The sequence below is a fragment of the Pedobacter hiemivivus genome, assembly GCF_005144565.1.
Taxonomy (GTDB): Bacteria; Bacteroidota; Bacteroidia; order Sphingobacteriales; family Sphingobacteriaceae; genus Pedobacter; species Pedobacter hiemivivus.
Map to the genome: position 1 here is coordinate 104029 of NZ_SWDX01000010.1, position 22390 is coordinate 126418.

The following is a 22390-nucleotide window of genomic DNA, read 5'->3' on the forward strand; positions in this document are numbered from 1 at the left end:
ATAATGAGTAAATCAAGAAACTTATCCATACTTAGGGTTGTGTGCTATACCTTACTTATTGCATTTACATTTAATTTGCTATCCTGCTCTGATAAGAATGAAATAGCTGAACCAGCTCCTGATCCTATTGTTGGAAAACTTGACCTTTTGATTAGCCAAATGACTGAATTGATGAACAATTCAAGTTATGGTTTTGCTAAAGACAAGTATCCTCAGGATAGTAAAGAAATATTGATTGCGGCCATTAGTGGTGCACAAAGAGATATTTTGTTAATTAAATACGGGGTGCCGAAGCTATCTTCAGAAGAGAAAGATCGCTTTCTTAAAAAAGCAACGTCTGCAATTGCCAGTTTCGAAGCTAGTAAACGCGGCGAGAACGCTGAAACTCCAGCTGCATATTTATTCGTGGATGGTAATCATGGCGGTTACCTGGATTTTGATTATAGTCCGGACTACAGTACTTTCGGAGCAACCGGTAACCAGGCATTCACTATTGAGTTTTGGGTAAAAATTACCACTTATGGTAAAGAAGACAATAGTATTCTGCTTTCCACTTTTGTAGATATGGATAATGATCCAAAATACCGTACAGGATGGATGATGTATTCGCGCAATAGAGACATTTTACGCCTTACAACGGGCGTTAAAAACACAGATAACAACGATTTGTACAGGTTGTGGGAACCTAACTTTGCCTACAGTGGTGTTGCAGAATGGATACATTTTGCTGTGGTATATAACGATAAAGGCTTAGATGGAAATCCTGGTCTGCGGGCAAAACTCTATAAAAATGGAGTGGTTACCGAGCGTCTTAATGTTTCCGAATTAAATTATAAGTACAATTCGGAAAAGGCAGCACAGTTACAGATTCCTATGACAGCGTTTTCCCGGTTTACAAAGGAAAAGAAGCTCATAGAGGGCTTTACAGGTTATATGCGAAAAATCCGTATCTGGAAAACGGATAAAAACGATGCTTATATAAAAGCTTCAAAAGATGGAACTGAGACCATAAGTGCCAGTGATCCTAATTTAGTTTGCGGTTGGGACCTGCAGCATACAGCGCTTGATGATTCAAAAATTGCTGACATAACGGGAAGACACTTTGCGAAAATTATTGGTACATACAAGTGGGAAAATCGATAATAGTCGGGATCATCATTAAAATCCAATGATCTTAAAATATAATTGAACATTCAATAATTGAAAATGATTATGAAATTAATAAATAATAGAGCGGGAACGATCGGTGTAAAACGGTTATTTTTATGGCTATGTATCTTGTTCGTTTTTGCTGCTTGTAAAGATGAAAATAAAGACACTAATCCTGCTTATGTTTCTCAGGTGCAGGTAACGAAAAATGCACTGAATTATTTAAGTGAAAATTCTACCTATGGCGATGTTGCTGGTACTTATCCAGCGTCTAGCAAAATTATAGTGGATAAAGCTATTGCTGAAATAGATGAACTTCTTGCTAAAATAAAGAATGGAAGTATACCTGATGAGGGTACGGTAAAGGCAGCAATAGAAAGGGCGCATGTGGCTATAGACCAATTCAAAGATTCCAGGCGGATCAACCTGAATCCTGCAGCAACCGCTTTATTAGAAAGAGTAGAACTTAAATCTAAGTCCATTAAGGATATGAGAGATAATACTACCTATGGAAATTATGAGGGTAATTATCCGTCTTTGAGCAAAGAAATACTTCAGAAAGCAGTCGAAAAGTTAGATCAATTGATTGAAAGGATTAAAGGTGGGACCATGCTAACTGTCGGCAATGAAGAAATAAATGCAGCTTTAAATGATGCTGAAATAGAAATAACGAAATTTAAAGCTTCTGTTCGGATTGTAGATAATATAAGTTATGAATTGCTGGTCAACGGAAATAGCGGTGGTTATATTGACTTTGGATACAGTGATGATTATATCAAGTTTGGAGCGCAGGGCAATCAGGCGTTTACCATTGAATTGTGGGTGAAGATTAAAGATTATTGCAATCTGGCAGGTGAAGACAATAGTACTTTCCTTTCCACTTATACTACGGAAAATAGTTTTTACTCGGGTTGGCGCGTTCAATCACGAAACAAGAATATTGTTAGGGGGTCTGTAGGTATAGTAGATGTTAATAATCAGAACAGAATGTTGTGGGAGCCTGCATTTAGCTATTCTAATAAGGACGAATGGATGCATTTTGTATTTATCTATAGCGATAAAGGACTGGATGGCGATGCTGATAACAGATCGAAGATTTATAAAAACGGAAATCAAACCGGTGATATCATCAGAATTGGAGAAAAAGAACGCCAGTATAATGCAGCATCTGCTATTTCTAAAAAAATGAAAATGACGGCATTTACCCGTCTGGATGCTAATGGTAATAGACTGGAATATTTTAATGGATCTATCAAATACATGCGGATTTGGAAAATAGCCAAAACTCCGGGAGAAATAAAATTATCCTATAACAGACAAAATACTATTGATCCTCAGGATCCTGATTTAGTTGGAGCCTGGGATTTCAGAACAAAACCGGCAGGGCAAAGTGATGAAATTAAGGATATTACGGGTAAGCATACGGCCAAACTTATTGGAAATTATAGTTGGGTAGAGTCAGTAGAATAAAATAGTAGCATAAATAAACAAAAGCCACTGCAGTGATGTAGTGGCTTTTGTCATATCCGTCAAAATTGGCTACTTACTGTGCAGTATTCTTTCGTTTTTCTTTTGTTCCTAAAATGATTACGGTAATTACGATAGCTATTGCAATCGTATCAGTCAGGATATCTGTAAGTGCTGCTTTGTTTTTTAATAATGTGCTCCCGAAAATAACCAGCCAGCGCAGCATCATGATGCTTCCGATTAGCCATGCAGCAAACTTTACTTTTGATGGATAGCGTTAGGATCTGGTAAATAGGAATAAGTTTAGAACCTTTCCCGAGGTAAATAGCTTTGAAATCCAAACCTTTTATAAGATATAATGTTAAGGTCTGACAATGTTCGCAGGTCGCTCGTTGAATTTTAAATACTAAAAATATTAGTATTTTATTTGGAATTGATACCTTAATTGACCTAGATTTGTGGGACCTAAGTTTAAAAAGGGCAAAGGATTTAGTTATGCAAAGATTAGGATATACAGCTGATGGGTATCTCTGGCAACCGGAGTACCGGGATACAGTTAAATTATTACAGGAAAAGTTGGTGTTGTTTTTAAGGCTCAATGAGAAGCTACGCAACAATATTGCTGACAAGCACCCTTTTGTGAACAATACCGCGGAGGCAATTGAGTTCAATTTGATGCAGTTTTCTGAAGCTTATCGCGAGAAGTTTATTTTGCCCGATATGGAGGGATACTGTCTGAGGTTTATAGAATTGATCAATCCGGTGTTGATAGGCTTTGTTAAAGAGATTGGTTTTGATGCACAAGGATTCAGTTTGAGGTTCAGGTATGGTAGCCAGGTGATTGAAAAGAGTAAGACCATATTAATTGTTGCTCAAAATAAAGGATCGGAGGACAGATGATTGAGTTGGATTATTTCCCAGATGGAGTTGATGGCGTAGTTTATCAGGTATTGCAGTTTCGTGCTGGTGAACCATGGCGGATTGTTTATGCAGGTGAGCTGATCTGGTGTATGGAAAAGCTGGATGGTTTGTGGTATGTGAAAGGGAAGCTGAGTATTCCGCAGGAGCTAATTGAGGGTATTGGTGGATTGATTGATCAGCAGCATTTTAACCGTTTTCCGATGGAGATCAAAATACATTGGGAGGCCTATCTGCAGGAAGTGATTGCGCAGGGGGATCGTCAGTATTTGCTGGTTTGTAAAAATGGGATTGATTTCGATCGGTTTGAAAGGTTGTTCAGAGCTTTTATCATGAATCTGGTGAGGGATCCCTGGGAGATTTGTTTTCGGGTGTATGATGCGGAGATGTCTGAGGATTTTGAAGTGGTGGTAAAAGGATCGGAGTTGGTTTATTGATGGAGGTGGGGTTTTATGGATGTCCAATCAACCCCCTCATCTTATAGTTGTGATAAAAATTGAATCAATAGGTTTGCATATCCATTAAACTTTGTAAAAGGCAGCGTTTCATAACGGTCAAAAATATCATGATAAGCTGCAATTCCACCTAAGGTGTAAATAAAGAAACAAGGTACGCCCTTTTCATAAAAAGGAAAATGATCACTTCTATTCATTGGCCCCCTTACTAATACCTTTGGCAAATAGCCTTTCTCGGCATTAATCCGCTGAAGTAATTCAAATTCCTTTTTAAATTCGGTACCATTAACCACCTGAATTCCATCGTCACCTGTTCCGGCCATATCCAGGTTCAATAGGAACTTAATTTTGCTTAAATTATTTAGAGGGTTGTTTACATAAAATTTTGAACCCAGCAGGCCACTTTCCTCGCCAGAAAAAGCCAAAAAGATCATATTGTATTTAGGCTTATTTTTGCCATAATAATTCGCCAGATAAAGCATCATTGCAGTGCCACTTGCATTATCATTAGCGCCATTAAATATCACCTTTTTCCCAATTGATCCAATATGATCATAATGAGCTGTAACCACGATAGTAGAATCGGAATTGCTCGTTCCTTTTAAGAACCCGCATACATTTTGGCTCTGATAAGCGGGCTGAAACTTAGCTGTAATATCTAAGGTGATATGATGAGGTTGCTTTAATAAATCATAAACGCTTTCCTGAATATATATTACCGGTATCTTATTTTGTAGCGTAGCTCCCCTCCAGGTAAATTTCTGTTTTGTTTTAACTAAAATAGCAGCATAATTTCCTTCAGTCATTAGAAATGCTAAACTTTTTCTGTACCCATCGGCAGTAATTTTTTTAATGTGATTTGCTTCGTCAATAAAAATAATCTTGTTTTTGAATTGAGCATCAGTTTGCATTTTTTTCAAATCAGCTAAATCTGCCGAAGGTAATTCCGCAGGAACAATGTCAAAAGTTCCCTTAATAGATGGGCTTGTAGCATCAATCAACACGTCTTTCCCCATTTTTAAAGGATTATTATCCATACTAATCTTAGCTGTTTTAGGGAAAATATTAGCTGCTAAATCGAACGGTTGTTCAAAGGAGTTTCCCAGAGGCTGTAAGCCGGACTTCTTCATTTCCTGAGTTACGAACGACGCAGCTTTTTTGTCGCCATTAAAAACATAGCCTCTTCCTGCAAACTTATCAGAAGCTAATACCTTGACAACACTTTTGCCATATTCTACCTGGCTAAATAATTTACCAGAAACAATTAGAAATAACGATACCAGTACGAGTTTAATTTTCATTTTATTCTATTTAAAAATTGGAAGGATAATATTGGATGCATGATTTTGATTGAAATAAATTGTATGTTCATGGGTTTCAAAATCACTTTCATTTGCTTCATAAATATTCAGAAATTTTTGTGGGTTACGATCTACCAGCGGAAACCAGGAGCTTTGGATTTGCACCATAATCTTGTGTCCCTTTTTAAAAACATGCGCAGCATCTTGCATATCAAAACTGACATTCGCAATTTGATTTGGCACTAAAGGTTCAGCTTTTGAGAAACTATTCCTGTATTTGGCGCGCATAACCTCTCCTCTGATTAAACATTGGCAATCAGATAATTTACTCTCTTTATCATAAGGATAAACGTCTATCAATTTAACCACGAAATCAGCATCCGTTCCTGTAGAGCTTACAAAAAGACTAGCTTGAATATTACCCATAATCTTTACATCCGCTGTAAGTACTTCTGTTTCAAAGACCAATACATCAGGTCTACGAGAAGCAAAAATCTGATCTTCAAACATATATTGAAAACCACGCATTAATGTTTTCTCAGCTGTATATGGAACTGGTTTTTGAGGATCACCTATATATTTAGCATGACCATTATTGATTTCAATGGGTTTTTGGAAACTTAATTTTTGATTGGCACTAAGATATAACGGCGTCATTTTACTTTCTTCAGGAGGCCATTGATTAAAAGAATTCCATTCATTAGCACCAGTAACAAATATAGAAACTGGATCAATTGCCGGAATTTTATTGTCCTTCAGATGTTTTTTGAAAAATTTGAGTTCGATTTCGCCTCTGTAAAAACGAGATGTATTGGCGTTAAAATCCAGGTTCCCCAATGCATTTCCTTCTCCGCGAGTCCAGGATCCATGATACCAGGGGCCCATCACCAAAGAAACTTGATGACCAGGCGCTTTAGCTAAAGCGGCGTAGGTTTTTAAAGGACCATACAAATCTTCTTGATCAAACCAACCGCCTACAACAAGAACATGGGGCTTTACTTTGTTTAAATATCTAGTATAACTTCTGTCTTTCCAATAATCATTGTAATCAGGGTTATTCATCATTTCATTCCAGAGGACACTTTTACCCAATAAATATTTTTGATTGAAATTTTTAAGCGGACCAGACTTTAAATAAAAATCGTATCCATCAGTTGTATGGTAAGCAGCATACCCACCTGGATGCCTGGTTCCTATGGAGTCTCTTATTTTTCCAAAGGAAGAGAGGAAGGAAAAGCTACCCATTAACATAAAAGCACCATTATGATGTCTATCGTCCCCTAAAAACCAATCTGTAACAGGTGCTTGAGGAGATACAGCCTTTAAGTTCGGATGGGAGTCAATTAAGGACATTGATGCATAAAAGCCCGGCGAAGAAACACCCCAAATACCCACCTTTTTGTTTGATTTGATATGCTTAACTAACCAATCAATCGTATCATAGGTATCAGAACTTTCATCGGTTTCCTGTTTTTTCTTATGCTGTATATACGGCCTGTTGGCAATAAAATCACCTTCTGACTTATACTTACCACGAACGTCCTGGTACACAAAAACAAAACCTTCCTTAGCAAATTCAATATTTGGTCCGAGGCTATTTCCGAAATTATCCTGACCATAAGGGGCTACACTATATGGTGTGCGAATCATCATAATAGGATAATCTTGCAGTTTATCATTCGGTTCGTAGATGATGGTAAACAATTTAACACCATCTCGCATGGCTATATGCACCTCGCGTTTTGTATAGTTTTTTTGAGTAGAAAAGACGATTTCAGGAACTTGTCCATACAGACTAGTGAAGGCGCATAAAAAAAAACAAATGGTTAGTAATCTCATATCGCGATTTATAAAGCCGAATACCGACTAATATCAACAAAAAAAATCGACAGCGGGCTAATACCTTCCGAAAAAATTTTGTCAAAATAACTATATTTCATTAATTTACAGTCACTTAAATTCCACTAATCAAGACTTTAAGACGCCATTAATTAACGCAGTGGATTTAAAGAAAATCACAATTAACCAATTAAATCAACAATTAACCAATTAAAAACATGATGAAATCTAAATTATGGAGTTGTTGCTCAGTATTGCTCTGTGTTCTCCTCGTGAACGTAAACGTAAAAAGTTATGCGCAAGGCGATCTCAAAATCCGAGGTACTGTTGTAGATGCAAAAACAGGAACTCCGCTAGGGGGAGTTTCTATTCTTGATGCCAGTACCAAAAATTCAACATCCACATCTTCAAATGGCTCATTTGAGATTGGGTCAAAAACAAATTCAAAATTAACTTTTAAATACATTGGTTATGAAAGTACAACCGTCAGCATTTCTAATCAAACATCGCTTAGTATAGCGATGAAGGAAGAGGAATCCAAATTAGATGAAGTGGTGGTAGTGGCATTCGGAACTATGAAAAAGAAAGACTTTACAGGCGCTGTCTCTTCCATTGGGCCCGAGACTATAGAAAAAAGTCAGGTCTCTACAATTTCCAGGGCATTTGAAGGAACAGTTCCAGGGCTTCAGTTTTCTACAAATTCAGGACAACCTGGTGCCGATGCAACCTTAAGAATCCGTGGATTGGGCTCACTAAACGCCAGCAGCAACCCCTTAGTTGTAGTCGATGGATCACCTAGCAATGTGAGTTTAAATTCATTAAATCCAGCGGATATTGAGTCAATTGTTGTATCGAAAGATGCAGCGGCGAATGCACTTTATGGTTCTCGAGCCGCGAATGGATTAATAATAATAACAACAAAGAAGGGGAAAAAAGGAGCTACTTCTATTTCTGCTGATATGCGTCTTGGTATAACCAGCATTGGTCAGAGTGATTTTGATAAAGTAACCGATCCCGCTACCTATTATGAATATACCTGGCAAGGAATTTACAATTACGTCAAGTATTCTCCAGATCGTAACGCAAGTTTTAAAACCATGAGCGATGCAGACTTAAAAAAATATGCTGCAGACAACTTATTCAAAGCCAATGGAAACGCATTGTCAGCAAGAAATGGTCTTGGAAATTACATGTCCTATAAAATACCCGATGGTACAACGCTAATCGACCCAACTACTGGTAAAATTCGCCCGGATGCGCAATTGTTGTACAATGATGACTGGCAGGATTATTTCTTCAAAACCCCTACAAGACAAGAATATAACCTATCCATAAGCGGAGGTTCTGAGAAAAATGACTTTTTCATTTCCTTAGGCTATCTGGATGATCCAGCTTATGTAATGGCTTCAAATTTTGATCGCTATAACGCACGTATTAATGTAAATTCACAGATTAACAATTGGTTAAAAGGCGGAGCTTCTTTGTTCTACTCACGTACGAATTCTGATGTTCCAGGCTATACTGGTGGTACGGTTAATACCAACCTGTTTACCTGGTTAAACTACTTTAGTCCAATCAATTCCTTGTTTGCCCATGACGAACAGGGTAAAATTAAATACGATCAATTTGGTAAAACCTTATTTGATTTAGGTACCGGTGAAACCTATTCGCCTTATGGTTCTACAGCCAGATTAGCCTTTAATGGTTATTCTCCTGGAATTTATTTTCAAAAGGACTATACCAATCAAAAAAAAGATGTCCTTTCAGGAAGAACATATTTGGAAGCTACTTTCTTAAAAGATTTCAAGTTTAAGGTTGATCTGGCATTAGACAACTCTTATCTCTTTAATAAAAGTTATGGCAATAACGAAAGTGGAACAGCTGCGCGTGATTTTCAGGGAACTATTGCAGGCTATTGGGCACGCGGTTCTCAGGTAAATACAACACAACTGTTGACCTGGAATAAACAATTTGCAAAACACCATGTCGATGCCTTATTAGGTCATGAATTCAGGTGGGCACGTTCAGACGATCAATCAGGCCAGAAATATATGATGCTGGCCTATGACAAACCTACCTTTAACAACGCAGTTGGCATTAGCTATCTTAATGGAACTGAAAGCTCATCAACCATAGAAGGTTATTTAAGCCGATTCAATTATAACTATGATGAGAAATATTACCTCTCAGCAAGTGTGCGTGCTGATGGATCTTCCTTTTTTAGAGACAACCAATGGGGAACTTTCTGGTCCGTGGGTGGTGCATATCGTCTTTCACAAGAAAAGTTCCTGAAAAAAATTGGCTGGATCAATGATTTAAAAATCCGTGGTAGTCTGGGCGTTCAAGGTAATAACGCAGTAGGAGCAAACAATTGGATTGATACATGGACACTCAGCAATGCCGGTACCTTGGTCACACCAGTTGCTTCGCTTGCGCAGGCAACCTGGGGTAACTTAGATCTTAGCTGGGAAACGAACAATACTTATGATATCGGACTTGACTTTAGTTTCTTTAACCGTTTATCTGGCAGTTTTGATTATTTTAACAGAGATACAAAGAATTTATTGTTCGGTAAACCATTGCCCGCTTCAACAGGACGTTCCTCCAGATTGGAAAATTCAGGAGAGCTGAACAATAAAGGGTTTGAGATTGATCTGAACTATGTTATCCTTCGTAATGATAACTTAAGGTGGTCGTTTGGCGCAAATGCATCGTACTATAAAACGACCTTAGTTTCGATGCCAACGGGAGTTGGTAGTAAAGACCTGGGCGGCGCATTTGTTCAGGGAAACTTCCTGAGAGGACCGGGTAAAGATTACTACAACTTATATCTGTACAAATATGCTGGTGTTGATCAGAATACGGGCTTAGGAATGATCTATAAAACCTTGAAAGAAACGGATGATTTCACTAAATATCCGAATAATAAAGTTGGTGATATCGTAACCACTACAGGCATCGATGGTACCCGTTACGAATTAGGTACATCAAATCCTGATTTAGTTGGTGGTTTCAATACCAGTATCAACTATAAAAATTTTGATTTCTCTATCTATGCAAGTTATCAGTTAGGGGGTAAAACCGTTTCCTTATCCTATCAGGGACTGACAGGAAATTCAATTGGAAGGGGTATACACACAGATCTATTGGATGCATGGACTCCTGAAAATAAAGATTCCAATATCCCTATGCGCATGCTGGGCGGCACCAACTATGGCAGTGTACCGCTGGGTGGTGGTGCCGGCCAATATTCTGATTTTGCCCTATTTGATGCCAGTTATCTGAATCTAAAATCGATGACTTTAGGATATAGTTTCTCACAAAGTTTATTATCGAAATACAAAATTCAAAAACTAAGATGCTACCTGGCTGCAGAGAATTTATTCTTTATCTCCGCTAAAAAAGGTGTCGACCCAAGGACTGCATTTGATGATGGCTCCAGTGTAGGTGCATTCGGATATCCACAATCAAGAGTTGTTTCATTTGCCATTAACTTAACTTTATAAATCATGAAAATCAGAAAAATATATTTACTCGCTATAGCCTCCCTGGTATTGGCATCCTGTCAGAAATCATTAATGGTTGATCCAGAAAGCACTTTGACCCAAGATGATATCAAAGAAATAGTTAAAAGAGATCCAGATAAAGTTTTGAATCCCCTGGTCACAAATCTGGTTGAGCAGGTAAATAATTATACCTACAGCAATTCTGTAGACACAAGAAATTATTCCGTAAATAATTTGCTCCTGAGTCTGAAAGGTAATGACATGGTATTGGCCAATTCAACAAGTTGGTTAAAGGGTGACTATGAGATGCGTGCTTATCGAGAAGAAAATTCGCCACGTACCCAGATCTATTGGGGGACATTTTACCGTTATATTTTCCAAGCGAATCAAATACTATCGGTAATTCCTGAAATAGACGAAAGTGTATTGTCTACTACCAATAAATCTATCATGCGCTATAAAGCAACGGCATTGGCTATGCGTTCATTTGCTTACACTAATTTGATGTGGCTTTATCAGGATGATTATTTGCATGGCGGAAAGGACAAATTAGGTGTTCCTATTGTAGATCCTTCGGGTGACCCCCAGCCACGAGCTACTTCGGCACAGGTTTGGGATTTGATCATCAAAGATGCGGAGTTGTCGGTAAATTTATTTAAGAAAATTGGCAATTATAAAACTGAATCCAGAACAGATGTAGACGGCAGTGTGGCATCCGCATTTCTTGTTCGTGCCCAGTTAACTATGGGAAATTGGGATAAAGCCATTAGTGCAGCAGATGACATTTTAGCGGTTTACTCTGATCTGTTCAATGAAGCAGATTATACCACTGTTGGGATGACTTTATTGACTAAAGAAGCTATTTTTGGATATGCGTACTCCAGTATAACCGGAAAGGGGACTTCTTCATTTTATGGTTGGATGAACATCAAATCTGAAGGTGGCTATGGGGGTTCACAAGGGCATTGGATGGCTATTGATCAACATTTATTTGATCAGATTCCGAATTCGGATTACAGAAAGAAAAATTTTGTAAACCTGGATTTTATCGAATACACCTATCCAACTTCCGGCGCAAAAGTAAAATTCGAAAAATATTATAACCTCAAGTTTGCTGCTCCTAAAATTTCGGCCGCTATTCCTGAGTATAATCAAAATGAAATTTACATTCGGGCATCTGAAATTATCTTAGCAAAAGCTGAGGCACAAGCCAGGGGGAATAAAGATGGCGATGCCCAAACCACCCTTTTTAACCTGGTTTCTAAACGCGATCCAAGTTATGTTAAAAGCGCAAAAACCGGTGCAGGGCTTTTGGATGAAATCAAATTGCAAAGAAGAATTGAATTGTGGGGAGAAGGTGGTATGGAATTCTATGATAACAAACGTTGGAACGTGGGGGTTGATCGAACTTCATCTGCCAACCACCAATTTAAAAACGTTGTACTTCCCGGTAAAGAATTCACTTTACAAATACCTTTAAACACTGAATTAAATTATAACGATTTGATTCAGGAACAGAATCCATAGATTCTAGTACAGATAATTTTTGTAAAAAGGGCTGTTAAATCATTTTAACAGCCCTTTTTAGCATGATTAAAAAACTAAATTTATTACCGTTTATTACCGAGTTGTTCTGCCAGACCGATCAGAATCCCTTCTGCTCCGCGAATGTAGCACAGCCGGTATGAGTCTTGATACTGCACCACTTCGCCAACGAGTTGAGCGCCATGTTTGATGAGCCTGGATACCATCTCGTCAATGTGTTCAACAGTGAACATGACACGTAAATAACCGAGCGAGTTCACGGGGGCTGTACGGTGGTCTGAAACAACAGTAGGGCTGAGAAATTGCGAAAGCTCCAGACGGCTGTGGCCATCAGGGGTAACCATCATGGCAATCTCTACTTGCTGATCGCCCAGTCCGGTAACACGACCAGCCCACTCGCCCTCAATGGTGGCCCGACCTTCAAGCTTTAGGCCTAGCTCTATAAAAAAAGGGATTACATTGTCGAGCGATTCCACGACGATGCCCATATTGTCCATTCTTATTAATTTGTTATTTTCCATAGTTTTAACTGTTAGGATCCATCCATACATATTCCCAATGGTGGCCATCAAGGTCTTCGAAGCTGTGTTGGTACATAAAGCCGTAATCTGTGGCCGGATTAGGTATGGTGGCGCCCGCTGCTTCTGCTTTGTCCACCATTTCGTTAACGGCATCTTTACTGTCGGCAGATAAGCAAATAGAGCATTCTACCGCTTTGTGGGCATCTACAATTTCTTTTTTAGTAAAGGTCTGAAAGAAAGGTTCTGTCAGCAGCATGATGTAAATGGTATCGCTGACGATCATACAGGTTGCTTTCTCGTCGGTAAATTTTGGGTTAAAAGTATAACCCAGTTTGGTAAAAAACGCTACAGATCTGTTGAGGTCTTTAATGGGTAGGTTTACAAAAATTTGAGTTGCCATATTATCTTTTTGTTTTCGTTCTATTCAAAGGTACAGTAATGCCATGTACATTCAAATGTGCAATAACGACAAGTTAAGGGGGGAAATGCGACTGTGAAGCCTCTTCGGTATATTATTCATTCTGCATTTCAGTAATGTTTTTATCTTGCTCAAGAATAATACTTTGCAGCGCGTTATGAATAATCGGAAAGAATAATTATTATTGATATTCCATTCTAACCAAATTGTAATAACCAGCTAATAATTAATGGTTGACAACCGCCATATTGCCGATTCTGATTTGCTTGCTTTACTACAGCAGGGGAATCAAAATGCTTTTACAACCATTTACAATACTTATTGGAAGGTGCTTTTTCGTAGCGCGTACCGTGTCCTCAATGATACGGCCGCCGCGGAAGATATTGTGCAGAACGTGTTTTTCAGTTTATGGAAACGTCGCGAAGAAGCAAAAATTTTAAACTTGAAAGCATATCTGCAGCAAGCTACCCGGTTTAGCGTGTTTCAGGCGATCCGTGAACAAAAACACGATGATTCTTTTTATAATCGCCTGGCCCTGGTGACCACTGATATGATTACCGACAATCCTTTACTTTTTAAAGAGCAACAACAACTGTTGCAGAACATCATTGAATCCTTGCCTGATGATTGTAAGGAGGCATTTCGTTTGAGCCGGGAAGAGCAAATGACTTATAAGCAGATTGCTGCCTTGTTGAATATCTCTGAAAAGACAGTAGAAAAGCGCCTCAGCAAATCTTTAAAGCATATTCGCAATGGTTTAAGCCTCAGCTCATGCCTTATAGTGCTGACTAGTTATTAGGTTTTTAAATTATTTTTCTTTTTTGCGTAGGGTGTCCACACGTTTTTTACACTTATAATAAACGGACAATAACGGCCCCATGGAAAAACAACGCTTTTTAATTTTATTGGACAAATATATCAACAGGCAAGCTACGCAAGAAGAGCAGGGCCTGTTGGAAGAATATTATAAAAGATTAGATGCATTGTCTGAGCTTGAACTGTCTGATCAGGAAGAAAGTAAATTTCAGCAATCCATGCTGCAACAGATTCAAAGCCGTATAGCTTCAGAAGAAGAGCATGTTGAGCCAAAGCTGAAACGTAGTTATAAAATTTGGTACATGGCTGCTTCCATATTGTTGCTATTGACTGTTGGAAGTTATTTTTATGAGGCTAAAACCCCGCGTCCAGTAGTGCAAACTGCGAATTTGAAGGCGAACGACATTTTGCCGGGTTCAAATAAGGCCGTGCTGACCTTAAGTAACGGAAAGGAAATCGTTTTGTCGGATGCTGACAATGGGGTATTGACCAACCAAGGTTCAACTCAAATTGTTAAGAAGGCCAATGGAGAACTGGCTTATCAGGTTGAAAATAAGGATGCCAATCCTCAAACTTTGTTCAATACCATCACCATCCCAAGAGGGGGACAATATGAGGTGATTTTACCTGATGGAACTAAGGTTTTATTGAATGCTGCATCTTCATTAACGTATCCAACACAATTTAATGGTCAGCAAAGAAATGTGGAGCTTAAAGGAGAGGCCTATTTTGAAGTTGCAAAAAGAAAGGCAATGCCTTTTGTAGTAAAAACAAGCGATGTTGAAATTAAAGTTTTGGGCACCCATTTTAACATTTCAGCTTATCAGGATGATCCGGTAATAACTACCACTTTACTTGAGGGCTCTGTTAGTATAAATAAAGGAAACGTTACTGCTTTGCTTAAACCGGGGCAACAAGGCATCTCAAGATCGGGCCTAAAAACCGTTTCTGTGCAGAATGCCAACATAGAACAAGTTATGGGCTGGACAAAAGGATCCTTTGTATTTGCAGACCTGAGTATAAAAGAAGTAATGAAAATAGCGAGTCGCTGGTACGACATTGATGTGGAATACCAGGGCAATGTGCAAAGTAAAAAATTCGGCGGAACCATATCCAGATATAAGAACATCACAGAGTTACTTGATTATATGAAAATAACAGGGGGCGTTAACTATAAAATCGAAGGAAGGAGGGTGATTCTTATGAATTAACGGGTACCTCATAAATCATAGGAATTTAACAAATGTCAGGAGCGTACCACCGCTCCTGACAGTGTAGCTAATTGTAGCTGCTGTTAAGTAGCCTAATGATCACTTTTCAATCAACCAAATATTTAAGAAACCTAACATTCAAATGTATAAAAAAACTACTGCAATCAGATGCGGGAGGTGTTACTTCTTTCACCCTAAATTTTTGCTGATTATGAGACTATCATATCTTCTATGTCTTATTTCCTTGAATGCATTGAGCGCAGCTTCGGTAGCGCAGAAGATCACTTTAAATAAAAAAAACGCCTCACTTAAGGAAACATTGAATGACATTCGTCACCAAAGTGGATACAACATATTTTATGATGTCGATCTCATTAATCATGCAAAACAGATCAGCATCAATGTTAAAAATGTTTCGCTGGAGGAGGCCTTAAATAAATGCTTTCTTGAGCAGCCTTTCAGTTATAAAATTGATAAGCAGACCATTTTAGTTACTCCTAAAGTGACTATGGCCCCAATACAGCAAGTCTCCATCACAGGAGTGATTAGAGACGAAGATAATCAACCTTTATTTGGGGCTACAGTTAAACTGAAAAATTCACAGATTTTTACAGCCAGTACTAAAGATGGGAAATACAAAATAGTTGTTCCGGACCAAAATGCGATACTGGTTTTTTCTATGATCGGTTTTGATACGCAAGAACTTCCTATTGCCGGAAAAACGACCATCAATGTCACATTGAAACCCAAAAAAACGGATTTAAATGAAGTGGTTGTTATTGGCTATGGTACGGTAAAGCGAACTGATTTGACGGGTTCTGTGGCAGAAGTTAATATGAAAGATTTTAACAAGGCCTCAGTTAAATCTTATGACGAAGCATTGGCAGGAAGAGTTGCTGGTGTTAGCGTTTCAGGAAATGATGGTCAGCCCGGTGGCGTAAATAACATTGTGATCAGGGGTTATGGTTCAATAACTCAGGACAATTCTCCATTGTATGTCGTAGATGGTTTTCCACTTGAGGATGGGATGAACAACTCCATAAATCCTACTGATATTGAATCCATCAGTGTACTTAAAGATGCCTCTTCGACGGCTATTTACGGTGCCAGGGGGGCAAATGGTGTAATCATTATTACCACAAAAAAAGGGAAAGCAGGAATGCCTGTGCTTGGGTTTGATGCCTACTATGGCGTACAGAACGTTGTTAAAAAAATGGACTTATTAAGTCCTTATGAATTTGTGAAGTACCAGCTGGAACTTAACCCAACAATTGCCCCGCAAACTTACCTCACACAAGGCAAAACTTTAGATAGCTATAAAGATGTAAAAGGGATCAATTTGCAGGACCTTATTTATCAAACTGCGCCTGTTCAAAATTACTCCATTTCATTAAGGGGAGGAAATGACAAAACCAGGTATGCCATTTCTGGAAATATATTTGATCAGCGAGGTCTTGTCATCAACTCGGGATTTAAACGCTACCAGGGTAGGATGAATCTGGATCAGACCATCAGTAAAAAGTTGAAGGCCAGCGTAAACGTTAACTACAGCAACAGCAAATCTTATGGGGTAAGTCCATCAGAACCAACGTCAAATGTTTCGTATAGCAACAACCTTTTTTATGCCGTTTGGGGCTATAGGCCCGTTACTGGCCGTGATAACGATGATGTACTATTGGATAATCTGATAGATCCTTCCTTAGAAGGAAATCTTTTTGCTGACTATCGCGTAAATCCTGTGATCTCTGCAAAAAATGAGGTTTTAAATGCCATCACGGACAACCTGATTGCCAACGGTGTACTGGTTTACTCGATTACTCCTGATCTTAGTCTGCGCATATCAGGCGGGGTAACCAGAAATGCAAGAAAAACAGAAAGCTTTTTTAACTCTATGACCAGCAGAGGAAGTATCTACAATACTTTTGGTGTAAATGGATCTATCTACACGGCAGTCTCTAACTCTTGGTTAAATGAGAATACGCTAAATTATAAGAAAAGCTTTAAGGGGGGGCATAACCTAACTGCACTGGGAGGTTATACGATGCAGGCTTTACAGTCGGGTCGTTATGGTTTTAGCGCCACATCGGTGCCAAATGAAGCACTTGGACTTGACGGGCTGGATCAGTCGGCCTTATTGTCTGCCGTATCTTTGAGCTCCCGTTGGGGCCTTGCTTCATTTTTAGGTAGGGTAAACTATGACTATAAGTCGAAATACCTGTTAACAGCTTCAATTCGTGCTGATGGTTCTTCCAAGTTTGCTCCCGGTCATCGCTGGGGTACTTTCCCTTCTGCTTCCATTGCCTGGAACATGAACAAGGAAGAATTATTTGCCAAAATGAACTTTATATCAGAAGCAAAATTAAGGATAAGTTACGGTTTAACAGGTAACAACAGGATTGCTGATTTTGGTTATTTATCACAGATCACATTGGGCGTGTTGCCAGGTTATTCCTATAACAATGGGGCAACTTCTACAGGTTCACAGCTTAATTCGATGGGTAATCCTGACTTGAAATGGGAAACAACAGCCCAGACCAATATAGGTTACGACCTGGGATTGTTTAAAAACAGGGTGATGTTAACTGCAGATGTGTATAGGAAAACGACCAAGGATTTATTGTTAATGGCAAATCTTCCTTTTACCATGGGAATTGGCTCTGCTTTTAAAAACGTAGGCAAAGTTCAGAATGAAGGGTTGGAATTTACGTTGACTACGGTTAATGTGAGTACAAAAGACTTTAACTGGAAAACGAGTTTTAATATTGGTTTTAACAGAAACAAGGTGCTGGAGCTGACGGAAAATCAGGAGGAAATACTAAGTCCTGTGTTGTTTGATTTTTCTTACAATTCATTGTTTGCCTATACCGCACAAAAAGGACAGCCGGTTGCACAGATGCGTGGTTATTTGTGGGATGGTGTATACCAATACAGCGATTTCGATCAGCCTACACCGGGCAACTATGTGCTTAAAAGCACGGTGACAACCAATGGTACTGCACGCGCAAATGTGAAGCCGGGCGACATTAAGTATAAGGATCTTAACGGCGATTTGGTTGTGAATGCGAGTGACATTACCACCATCGGGAAAGGTGTACCGCTGCATACCGGGGGTTTTGTAAATGATTTTACGTATAAGAATTTTGATCTCAATATCTTTTTCCAGTGGTCTTACGGCAACGATCTCCTGAATGCCAACAGATTGGTTTTTGAAGGGAATGGAAAAAATACGATATCGCTGAACCAGTTTGCGAATTGGGCAGACAGATGGCAGCCTGATAACCCAAGTAATAACTTATTTAGAACAGGTGGACAAGGGCCGTTCGCCTACTCGAGCAGGATCATTGAAGATGGATCTTACCTCCGTCTTAAAACGGTTACTCTGGGCTACAAAATTGGAGATGCCTCTGCGAAGAAGCTGGCTATAAAGTCGCTTCGGGTATTTGCTTCTGCTCAAAATTTATTGACCTGGACCAATTATTCGGGGCCTGATCCTGAAGTCTCTATTCGTAATTCTGCCCTTACCCTAGGCTTTGATTATTCCGCTTACCCGCGTCCCAGAATGCTAACTTTTGGATTAAACCTGGTTCTTTAATTAAACGATCATGAAAAAAATATTTTTTATCCTCACAACGCTTTTGTTTTTTAATTTCTCCTGCTCAAAGCTGTTAGATACTAAGCCAACGGATTTTGTGGTTCCGGAATTTTTCTACTCCAATGCTGCCGAACTCCAGATGGCATTAAATGGTGTTTATTCACAGCTTATTGATGCGGACTGTTATGGGAACAACTATTTATATATGTTCAATACCAATACAGATGAATCTTACGGATTCAGTATTGATTTAATCACTTCTTACCAATACACTTTTACAGATACAAAGGTAAATGTACTTTGGAATAGTAGTTACATTGGTATTGAGCGAGCAAATATGTTGTTGGCCAACATCAATAAGCCGCAGATGGATGAGACCAAAAGAGGTATCATTGAAGGAGAAGCTTTGTTTTTAAGGGCATATTTCTACTTTCTGTTGGTAAGCAATTACGGAGATGTTCCTTTAAAACTTACGCCTACTGCTTCCGTAAAGGATGTTAACATTGCAAGAACGCCAACGAAGGATGTTTATGCGCAAATTGTGAAAGACATGATTAGGGCAGAAACCTTGCTGCAAACGCAAACCATCACTTCAGTTGGTTATTCCGGTAAAATAACCAAGACTGCAGTACAGGGCATGCTGGCGAGGGTATATTTGTATATGGCAGGCTTTCCGCTAATGCAGACAGACAAGTATGCGGATGCCTTGTTTTGGGCGCAGAAAGTGGTAGACTCAAAAGAACATGGCTTAAATCCCGACTATAGTCAGGTTTTTATCAATTATGCGAAAAATAAATATGATGTAAAAGAGAATCTCTGGGAGCTTGAGTTTTTTAGAGACAACAATGGCTTTGCCAATAAGGGTGGTACCTATGCAGGCCGTTTTTGCGGCATCAGGTGTTCAGACAATTCTGTGGGTTATAGCACAGGGAGCCTCGTGGCTACCCGAAAGCTATTTGATCTTTACCAGATTAATCCGGCCAGCGTTACCACACCTAACAAGGAATCGTTTGACCTGCGCAGGGATTGGAATTGTGCGAATTACAATTATGGATCTGCAGCCGTTGCAAAGAAAACCGCTGTTACCAGTCCATGGTTAATGTGTGCAGGGAAATGGAGAAGAGAGTACGAGGAGGTTGTTCCTAAGAATTCCAATTTCACCCCTCAGAACTTCCCAATGCTGCGGTATAGCGATGTTTTGTTGATGCTTGCAGAGGCTGAAAACGCGGTGAACGGGCCGACAAAAGTTGCCTACGATGCAATTAATGAAGTACGAAAAAGAGCTTATGGATTGATGTTGCCAACGCCACCAAATCCTACTGTAAATTCGGCCCTGACACCGGGGCTACTACAGGATAAATTTCTGGATGCCATTAAAGCAGAACGGTCGAGAGAGCTTTGTTTTGAAGCTTTAAGAAGGCCTGATCTGATTCGCTGGGGCAATTTTGTACAGGACATGAAGACCTTTTTGGCCTATGCTATTGCCAATGGTGGTAATAATTTAACCATCACCACTGCATCAAGAATGGTGACTGAACGGAACCTGTTGTTGCCGATTCCGAGTTATGACCTTTCCTTAAATAAACTGTTAACACCAAATCCAGGATACTAATGAAGAACATAAATCTTTTATTAGTGAGATGCCTATGCGTTTCACTGGTTGTTGCTGTGCAACTTTGTTTGCTAAACCTGGGTTTTGCTTATGGACAACAGCAGTCGGCTGCAAAGGAAGTTAAACCGGGCCAGATCAATATTGTGCAAACCGTACCGGGGAATATTTTTTATGCGCATGATCCAAAGCAGTTTAGCATCCAGGTAGCCGCTGATTCGATTGAATGGGCCTGTTATGACTATTGGAACAATAAAGTGCTGTCGGGGAAAAATGCAGTTGTTGCCAATACAGTAGCATTTAGCATTGAACCTAAAGGGCTTGGCTGGTTTAAGCTTTTGATTGATGCAAAGAAAAATGGACTGAGTACAGGGCTAAAAGAAACTTCTTTTGCCATTGTTTCAAATTTTGATCTGAGTAAGGTCAGCGAGTCTGCCTTTATGGGGCAAACACATTCCTGGCAATCGGCCGAAATATTGCTCCCTATTGCCAAAAAAATGGGGGTGAAATATGTTCGTGATGCGATCAGGTGGGATGCCATTGAAAAGCAGAAGGGAGTTTATAAATTTGGTGACAAGCAGGATCAGTTTATTTCCTTGCTTGCGCCGAATGGTATGAAGCCTTACATCGTTTGTGCTTTGTACAATCCGCTTTATGACAACGGTTTGTCGCCTGTTACTGAACCGGCTCAACTGGCTTTTGCAAATTATGTGAAACAGCTGCTGGGGCGGTATCCCGCAATTGCGGATATCGAGATCTGGAACGAGCCTGATATTCCTACCTTTTCAAAGGGCCTGACCACAACGGATGAAAAGACCAATTTTTACTTCAATCTTTTAAAAACGTCTTATGAGCAGGTTCATCCCTCATTTCCAAAGGTAAAGGTGATTGGTATGGTGCTGGGCGATGTTGGAACGGATCAGTTAGTAAATAAGATCTTACAAAAAGGGGCGTTGAAGTTTATGGATGAGTATTCTTTTCATTCTTACCGACCCGTTCCTGAATTGATAGCACTAGATATCGATAGGCATAAAGCCATCATGAGATCACATAATGGGGACAAGGTGATTCCTATAAACTTGTCAGAAACCGGATTTACCTCTTTTACATTTACGGAGAAGGAGCAGGCCAGTGCTTTACCAAGAAGGATTGTGAGCGCTTTGTCCAACGGTATCCAAAGAATAGGCATTTACAATTTGCAGAATAAATCTACTTTGTTTGATCGGGAAGGTGCTTATGGGTTAATCAGGCATCAGAATGATACTTTGGGTGCTTATACGCCTAAGCCCGGTTTCGCAACTTATGCAGCGTTGACTCGTGAATTGTCCGGGGCAAAGTTTGTGGAGGAAGAGGCGGTTTCTCCAGGCTTAATTCATGCTTATAAGTTCAAAAAAGGCGGACAAGATGTACGTGTAATGTATGCGCTTTCGGGAACAGGTGTTCATCTTTATCCTAAAGAAGCCGCTATCGATGTTGTTGATGTGATGGGTAACCTTAAAACGTATAAGGCGGTAAACGGGGTCGTTTCTCTAATATTGGATGAAAACGCTATTTATATTAAAGGGCAACTGAAGTCGCCATATGCTAAAGAGTATGTGCTCAATGCGAGCAGTCCGGTACAATTTAAATATGGATTTTATGCTGGAGGTTATACGGAATCTGCGGGTAAATGGTTTCCGGCGATAGAAGAAGTGAAGGGCCAGGATGGTAAAAGGACGAGGGTAGTGGCTAAAGCTGATCTTGAAGCTAAGGTGACCTGGAAATCTGCAATTGCGATACCTGGAGATTATCAGTTGTCCGTATACCTTCCCTCGAATGCTGCCTTAAAAGTTAATGCGACCAGGAATGCCCTTTATACCGTTTATGTGGGTGGAAAAAATGTAAAAACAATCCAGGTAGATCAATTCGCCAACCAGGGGAAGTGGTTTGACTTGGGTACTTACCAATTATCGAGAGGTACTAATAACTATGTGGAACTCACTGCGGAACAGGCTGGACAGCCTTTGCGTGCAGATGTGATCAGCTATAAATTAATCAATTAAA

The 22390-nt window shown here is 39.4% G+C and carries 16 protein-coding genes; 11 read left to right on the forward strand and 5 right to left on the reverse strand.

Going from position 1 to position 22390, the window contains the following annotated elements:
• Positions 1-3: 3 nt before the first annotated feature.
• Both FBD94_RS21430 and FBD94_RS21435 read left to right on the forward strand, forming a co-directional pair.
• Positions 4-1143, forward strand: coding sequence for a DUF4972 domain-containing protein (locus tag FBD94_RS21430; protein ID WP_136881716.1), 1140 nt, complete (start codon positions 4-6; stop codon positions 1141-1143).
• A gap of 69 nt (positions 1144-1212) precedes the next feature.
• Positions 1213-2619 (forward strand): DUF4972 domain-containing protein, encoded by a 1407-nt coding sequence (locus FBD94_RS21435; protein ID WP_169472381.1) that lies wholly within the window; start codon positions 1213-1215, stop codon positions 2617-2619.
• A 73-nt stretch (positions 2620-2692) separates the two neighbouring features.
• On the opposite strand, the gene FBD94_RS26025 is transcribed toward FBD94_RS21435, so the two are convergent.
• The gene (locus FBD94_RS26025; RefSeq protein WP_169472382.1) at positions 2693-2845 is read right to left on the reverse strand and encodes a hypothetical protein; all 153 of its coding nucleotides are present in this window, start codon (positions 2843-2845) and stop codon (positions 2693-2695) included.
• A gap of 266 nt (positions 2846-3111) precedes the next feature.
• Here FBD94_RS26025 and FBD94_RS21440 point away from each other — a divergent pair, with 266 nt between their 5' ends.
• Both FBD94_RS21440 and FBD94_RS21445 read left to right on the forward strand, forming a co-directional pair.
• Positions 3112-3516 carry a hypothetical protein gene (locus FBD94_RS21440; protein ID WP_136881718.1) on the forward strand — a complete coding sequence of 135 codons (405 nt, stop codon included), beginning with the start codon at positions 3112-3114 and terminating at the stop codon, positions 3514-3516.
• Positions 3513-3971: a hypothetical protein gene (locus tag FBD94_RS21445; protein ID WP_136881719.1), complete on the forward strand. Its 459-nt coding sequence runs from the start codon at positions 3513-3515 to the stop codon at positions 3969-3971. The genes FBD94_RS21440 and FBD94_RS21445 overlap by 4 nt, the downstream gene beginning before the upstream one ends.
• 41 nt (positions 3972-4012) lie before the next feature.
• On the opposite strand, the gene FBD94_RS21450 is transcribed toward FBD94_RS21445, so the two are convergent.
• Both FBD94_RS21450 and FBD94_RS21455 read right to left on the reverse strand, forming a co-directional pair.
• Positions 4013-5290: a M28 family metallopeptidase gene (locus tag FBD94_RS21450; RefSeq protein WP_136881720.1), complete on the reverse strand. Its 1278-nt coding sequence runs from the start codon at positions 5288-5290 to the stop codon at positions 4013-4015.
• A 6-nt stretch (positions 5291-5296) separates the two neighbouring features.
• A complete protein-coding gene (locus FBD94_RS21455) occupies positions 5297-7129 on the reverse strand; it encodes a CocE/NonD family hydrolase (protein ID WP_136881721.1) in 1833 nt (610 codons plus the stop codon).
• A gap of 218 nt (positions 7130-7347) precedes the next feature.
• On the opposite strand from FBD94_RS21455, the gene FBD94_RS21460 reads away from it, so the two are divergent.
• Together FBD94_RS21460 and FBD94_RS21465 are read left to right on the forward strand one after the other, a co-directional pair.
• The gene (locus FBD94_RS21460; protein WP_136881722.1) at positions 7348-10635 is read left to right on the forward strand and encodes a SusC/RagA family TonB-linked outer membrane protein; all 3288 of its coding nucleotides are present in this window, start codon (positions 7348-7350) and stop codon (positions 10633-10635) included.
• Positions 10636-10638: 3 nt separating this feature from the next.
• Positions 10639-12162 carry a RagB/SusD family nutrient uptake outer membrane protein gene (locus tag FBD94_RS21465; RefSeq protein WP_136881723.1) on the forward strand — a complete coding sequence of 508 codons (1524 nt, stop codon included), beginning with the start codon at positions 10639-10641 and terminating at the stop codon, positions 12160-12162.
• An 83-nt stretch (positions 12163-12245) separates the two neighbouring features.
• On the opposite strand, the gene FBD94_RS21470 is transcribed toward FBD94_RS21465, so the two are convergent.
• Positions 12246-12701, reverse strand: a complete 456-nt coding sequence (locus tag FBD94_RS21470) for a VOC family protein (RefSeq protein WP_136881724.1) — start codon at positions 12699-12701, stop codon at positions 12246-12248.
• Between the two features lie 4 nt (positions 12702-12705).
• Entirely contained in the window at positions 12706-13101 is a 396-nt protein-coding gene (locus FBD94_RS21475; protein WP_136881725.1) for a VOC family protein, read from the reverse strand.
• 247 nt (positions 13102-13348) lie between these two features.
• On the opposite strand from FBD94_RS21475, the gene FBD94_RS21480 reads away from it, so the two are divergent.
• The 5 genes from FBD94_RS21480 to FBD94_RS21500 all read left to right on the forward strand — a co-directional run bounded on the left by FBD94_RS21480 (position 13349) and on the right by FBD94_RS21500 (position 22389).
• The gene (locus FBD94_RS21480; RefSeq protein WP_136881726.1) at positions 13349-13918 is read left to right on the forward strand and encodes an RNA polymerase sigma-70 factor; all 570 of its coding nucleotides are present in this window, start codon (positions 13349-13351) and stop codon (positions 13916-13918) included.
• A gap of 79 nt (positions 13919-13997) precedes the next feature.
• Positions 13998-15146: a FecR family protein gene (locus FBD94_RS21485; protein WP_136881727.1), complete on the forward strand. Its 1149-nt coding sequence runs from the start codon at positions 13998-14000 to the stop codon at positions 15144-15146.
• Between the two features lie 211 nt (positions 15147-15357).
• Positions 15358-18738: a TonB-dependent receptor gene (locus FBD94_RS21490; RefSeq protein ID WP_136881728.1), complete on the forward strand. Its 3381-nt coding sequence runs from the start codon at positions 15358-15360 to the stop codon at positions 18736-18738.
• A gap of 10 nt (positions 18739-18748) precedes the next feature.
• Positions 18749-20350 carry a RagB/SusD family nutrient uptake outer membrane protein gene (locus tag FBD94_RS21495; protein WP_136881729.1) on the forward strand — a complete coding sequence of 534 codons (1602 nt, stop codon included), beginning with the start codon at positions 18749-18751 and terminating at the stop codon, positions 20348-20350.
• Positions 20350-22389, forward strand: coding sequence for a golvesin C-terminal-like domain-containing protein (locus FBD94_RS21500; protein ID WP_136881730.1), 2040 nt, complete (start codon positions 20350-20352; stop codon positions 22387-22389). Before FBD94_RS21495 ends, FBD94_RS21500 begins: the two co-directional genes overlap by 1 nt.
• Position 22390: the final 1 nt, after the last annotated feature.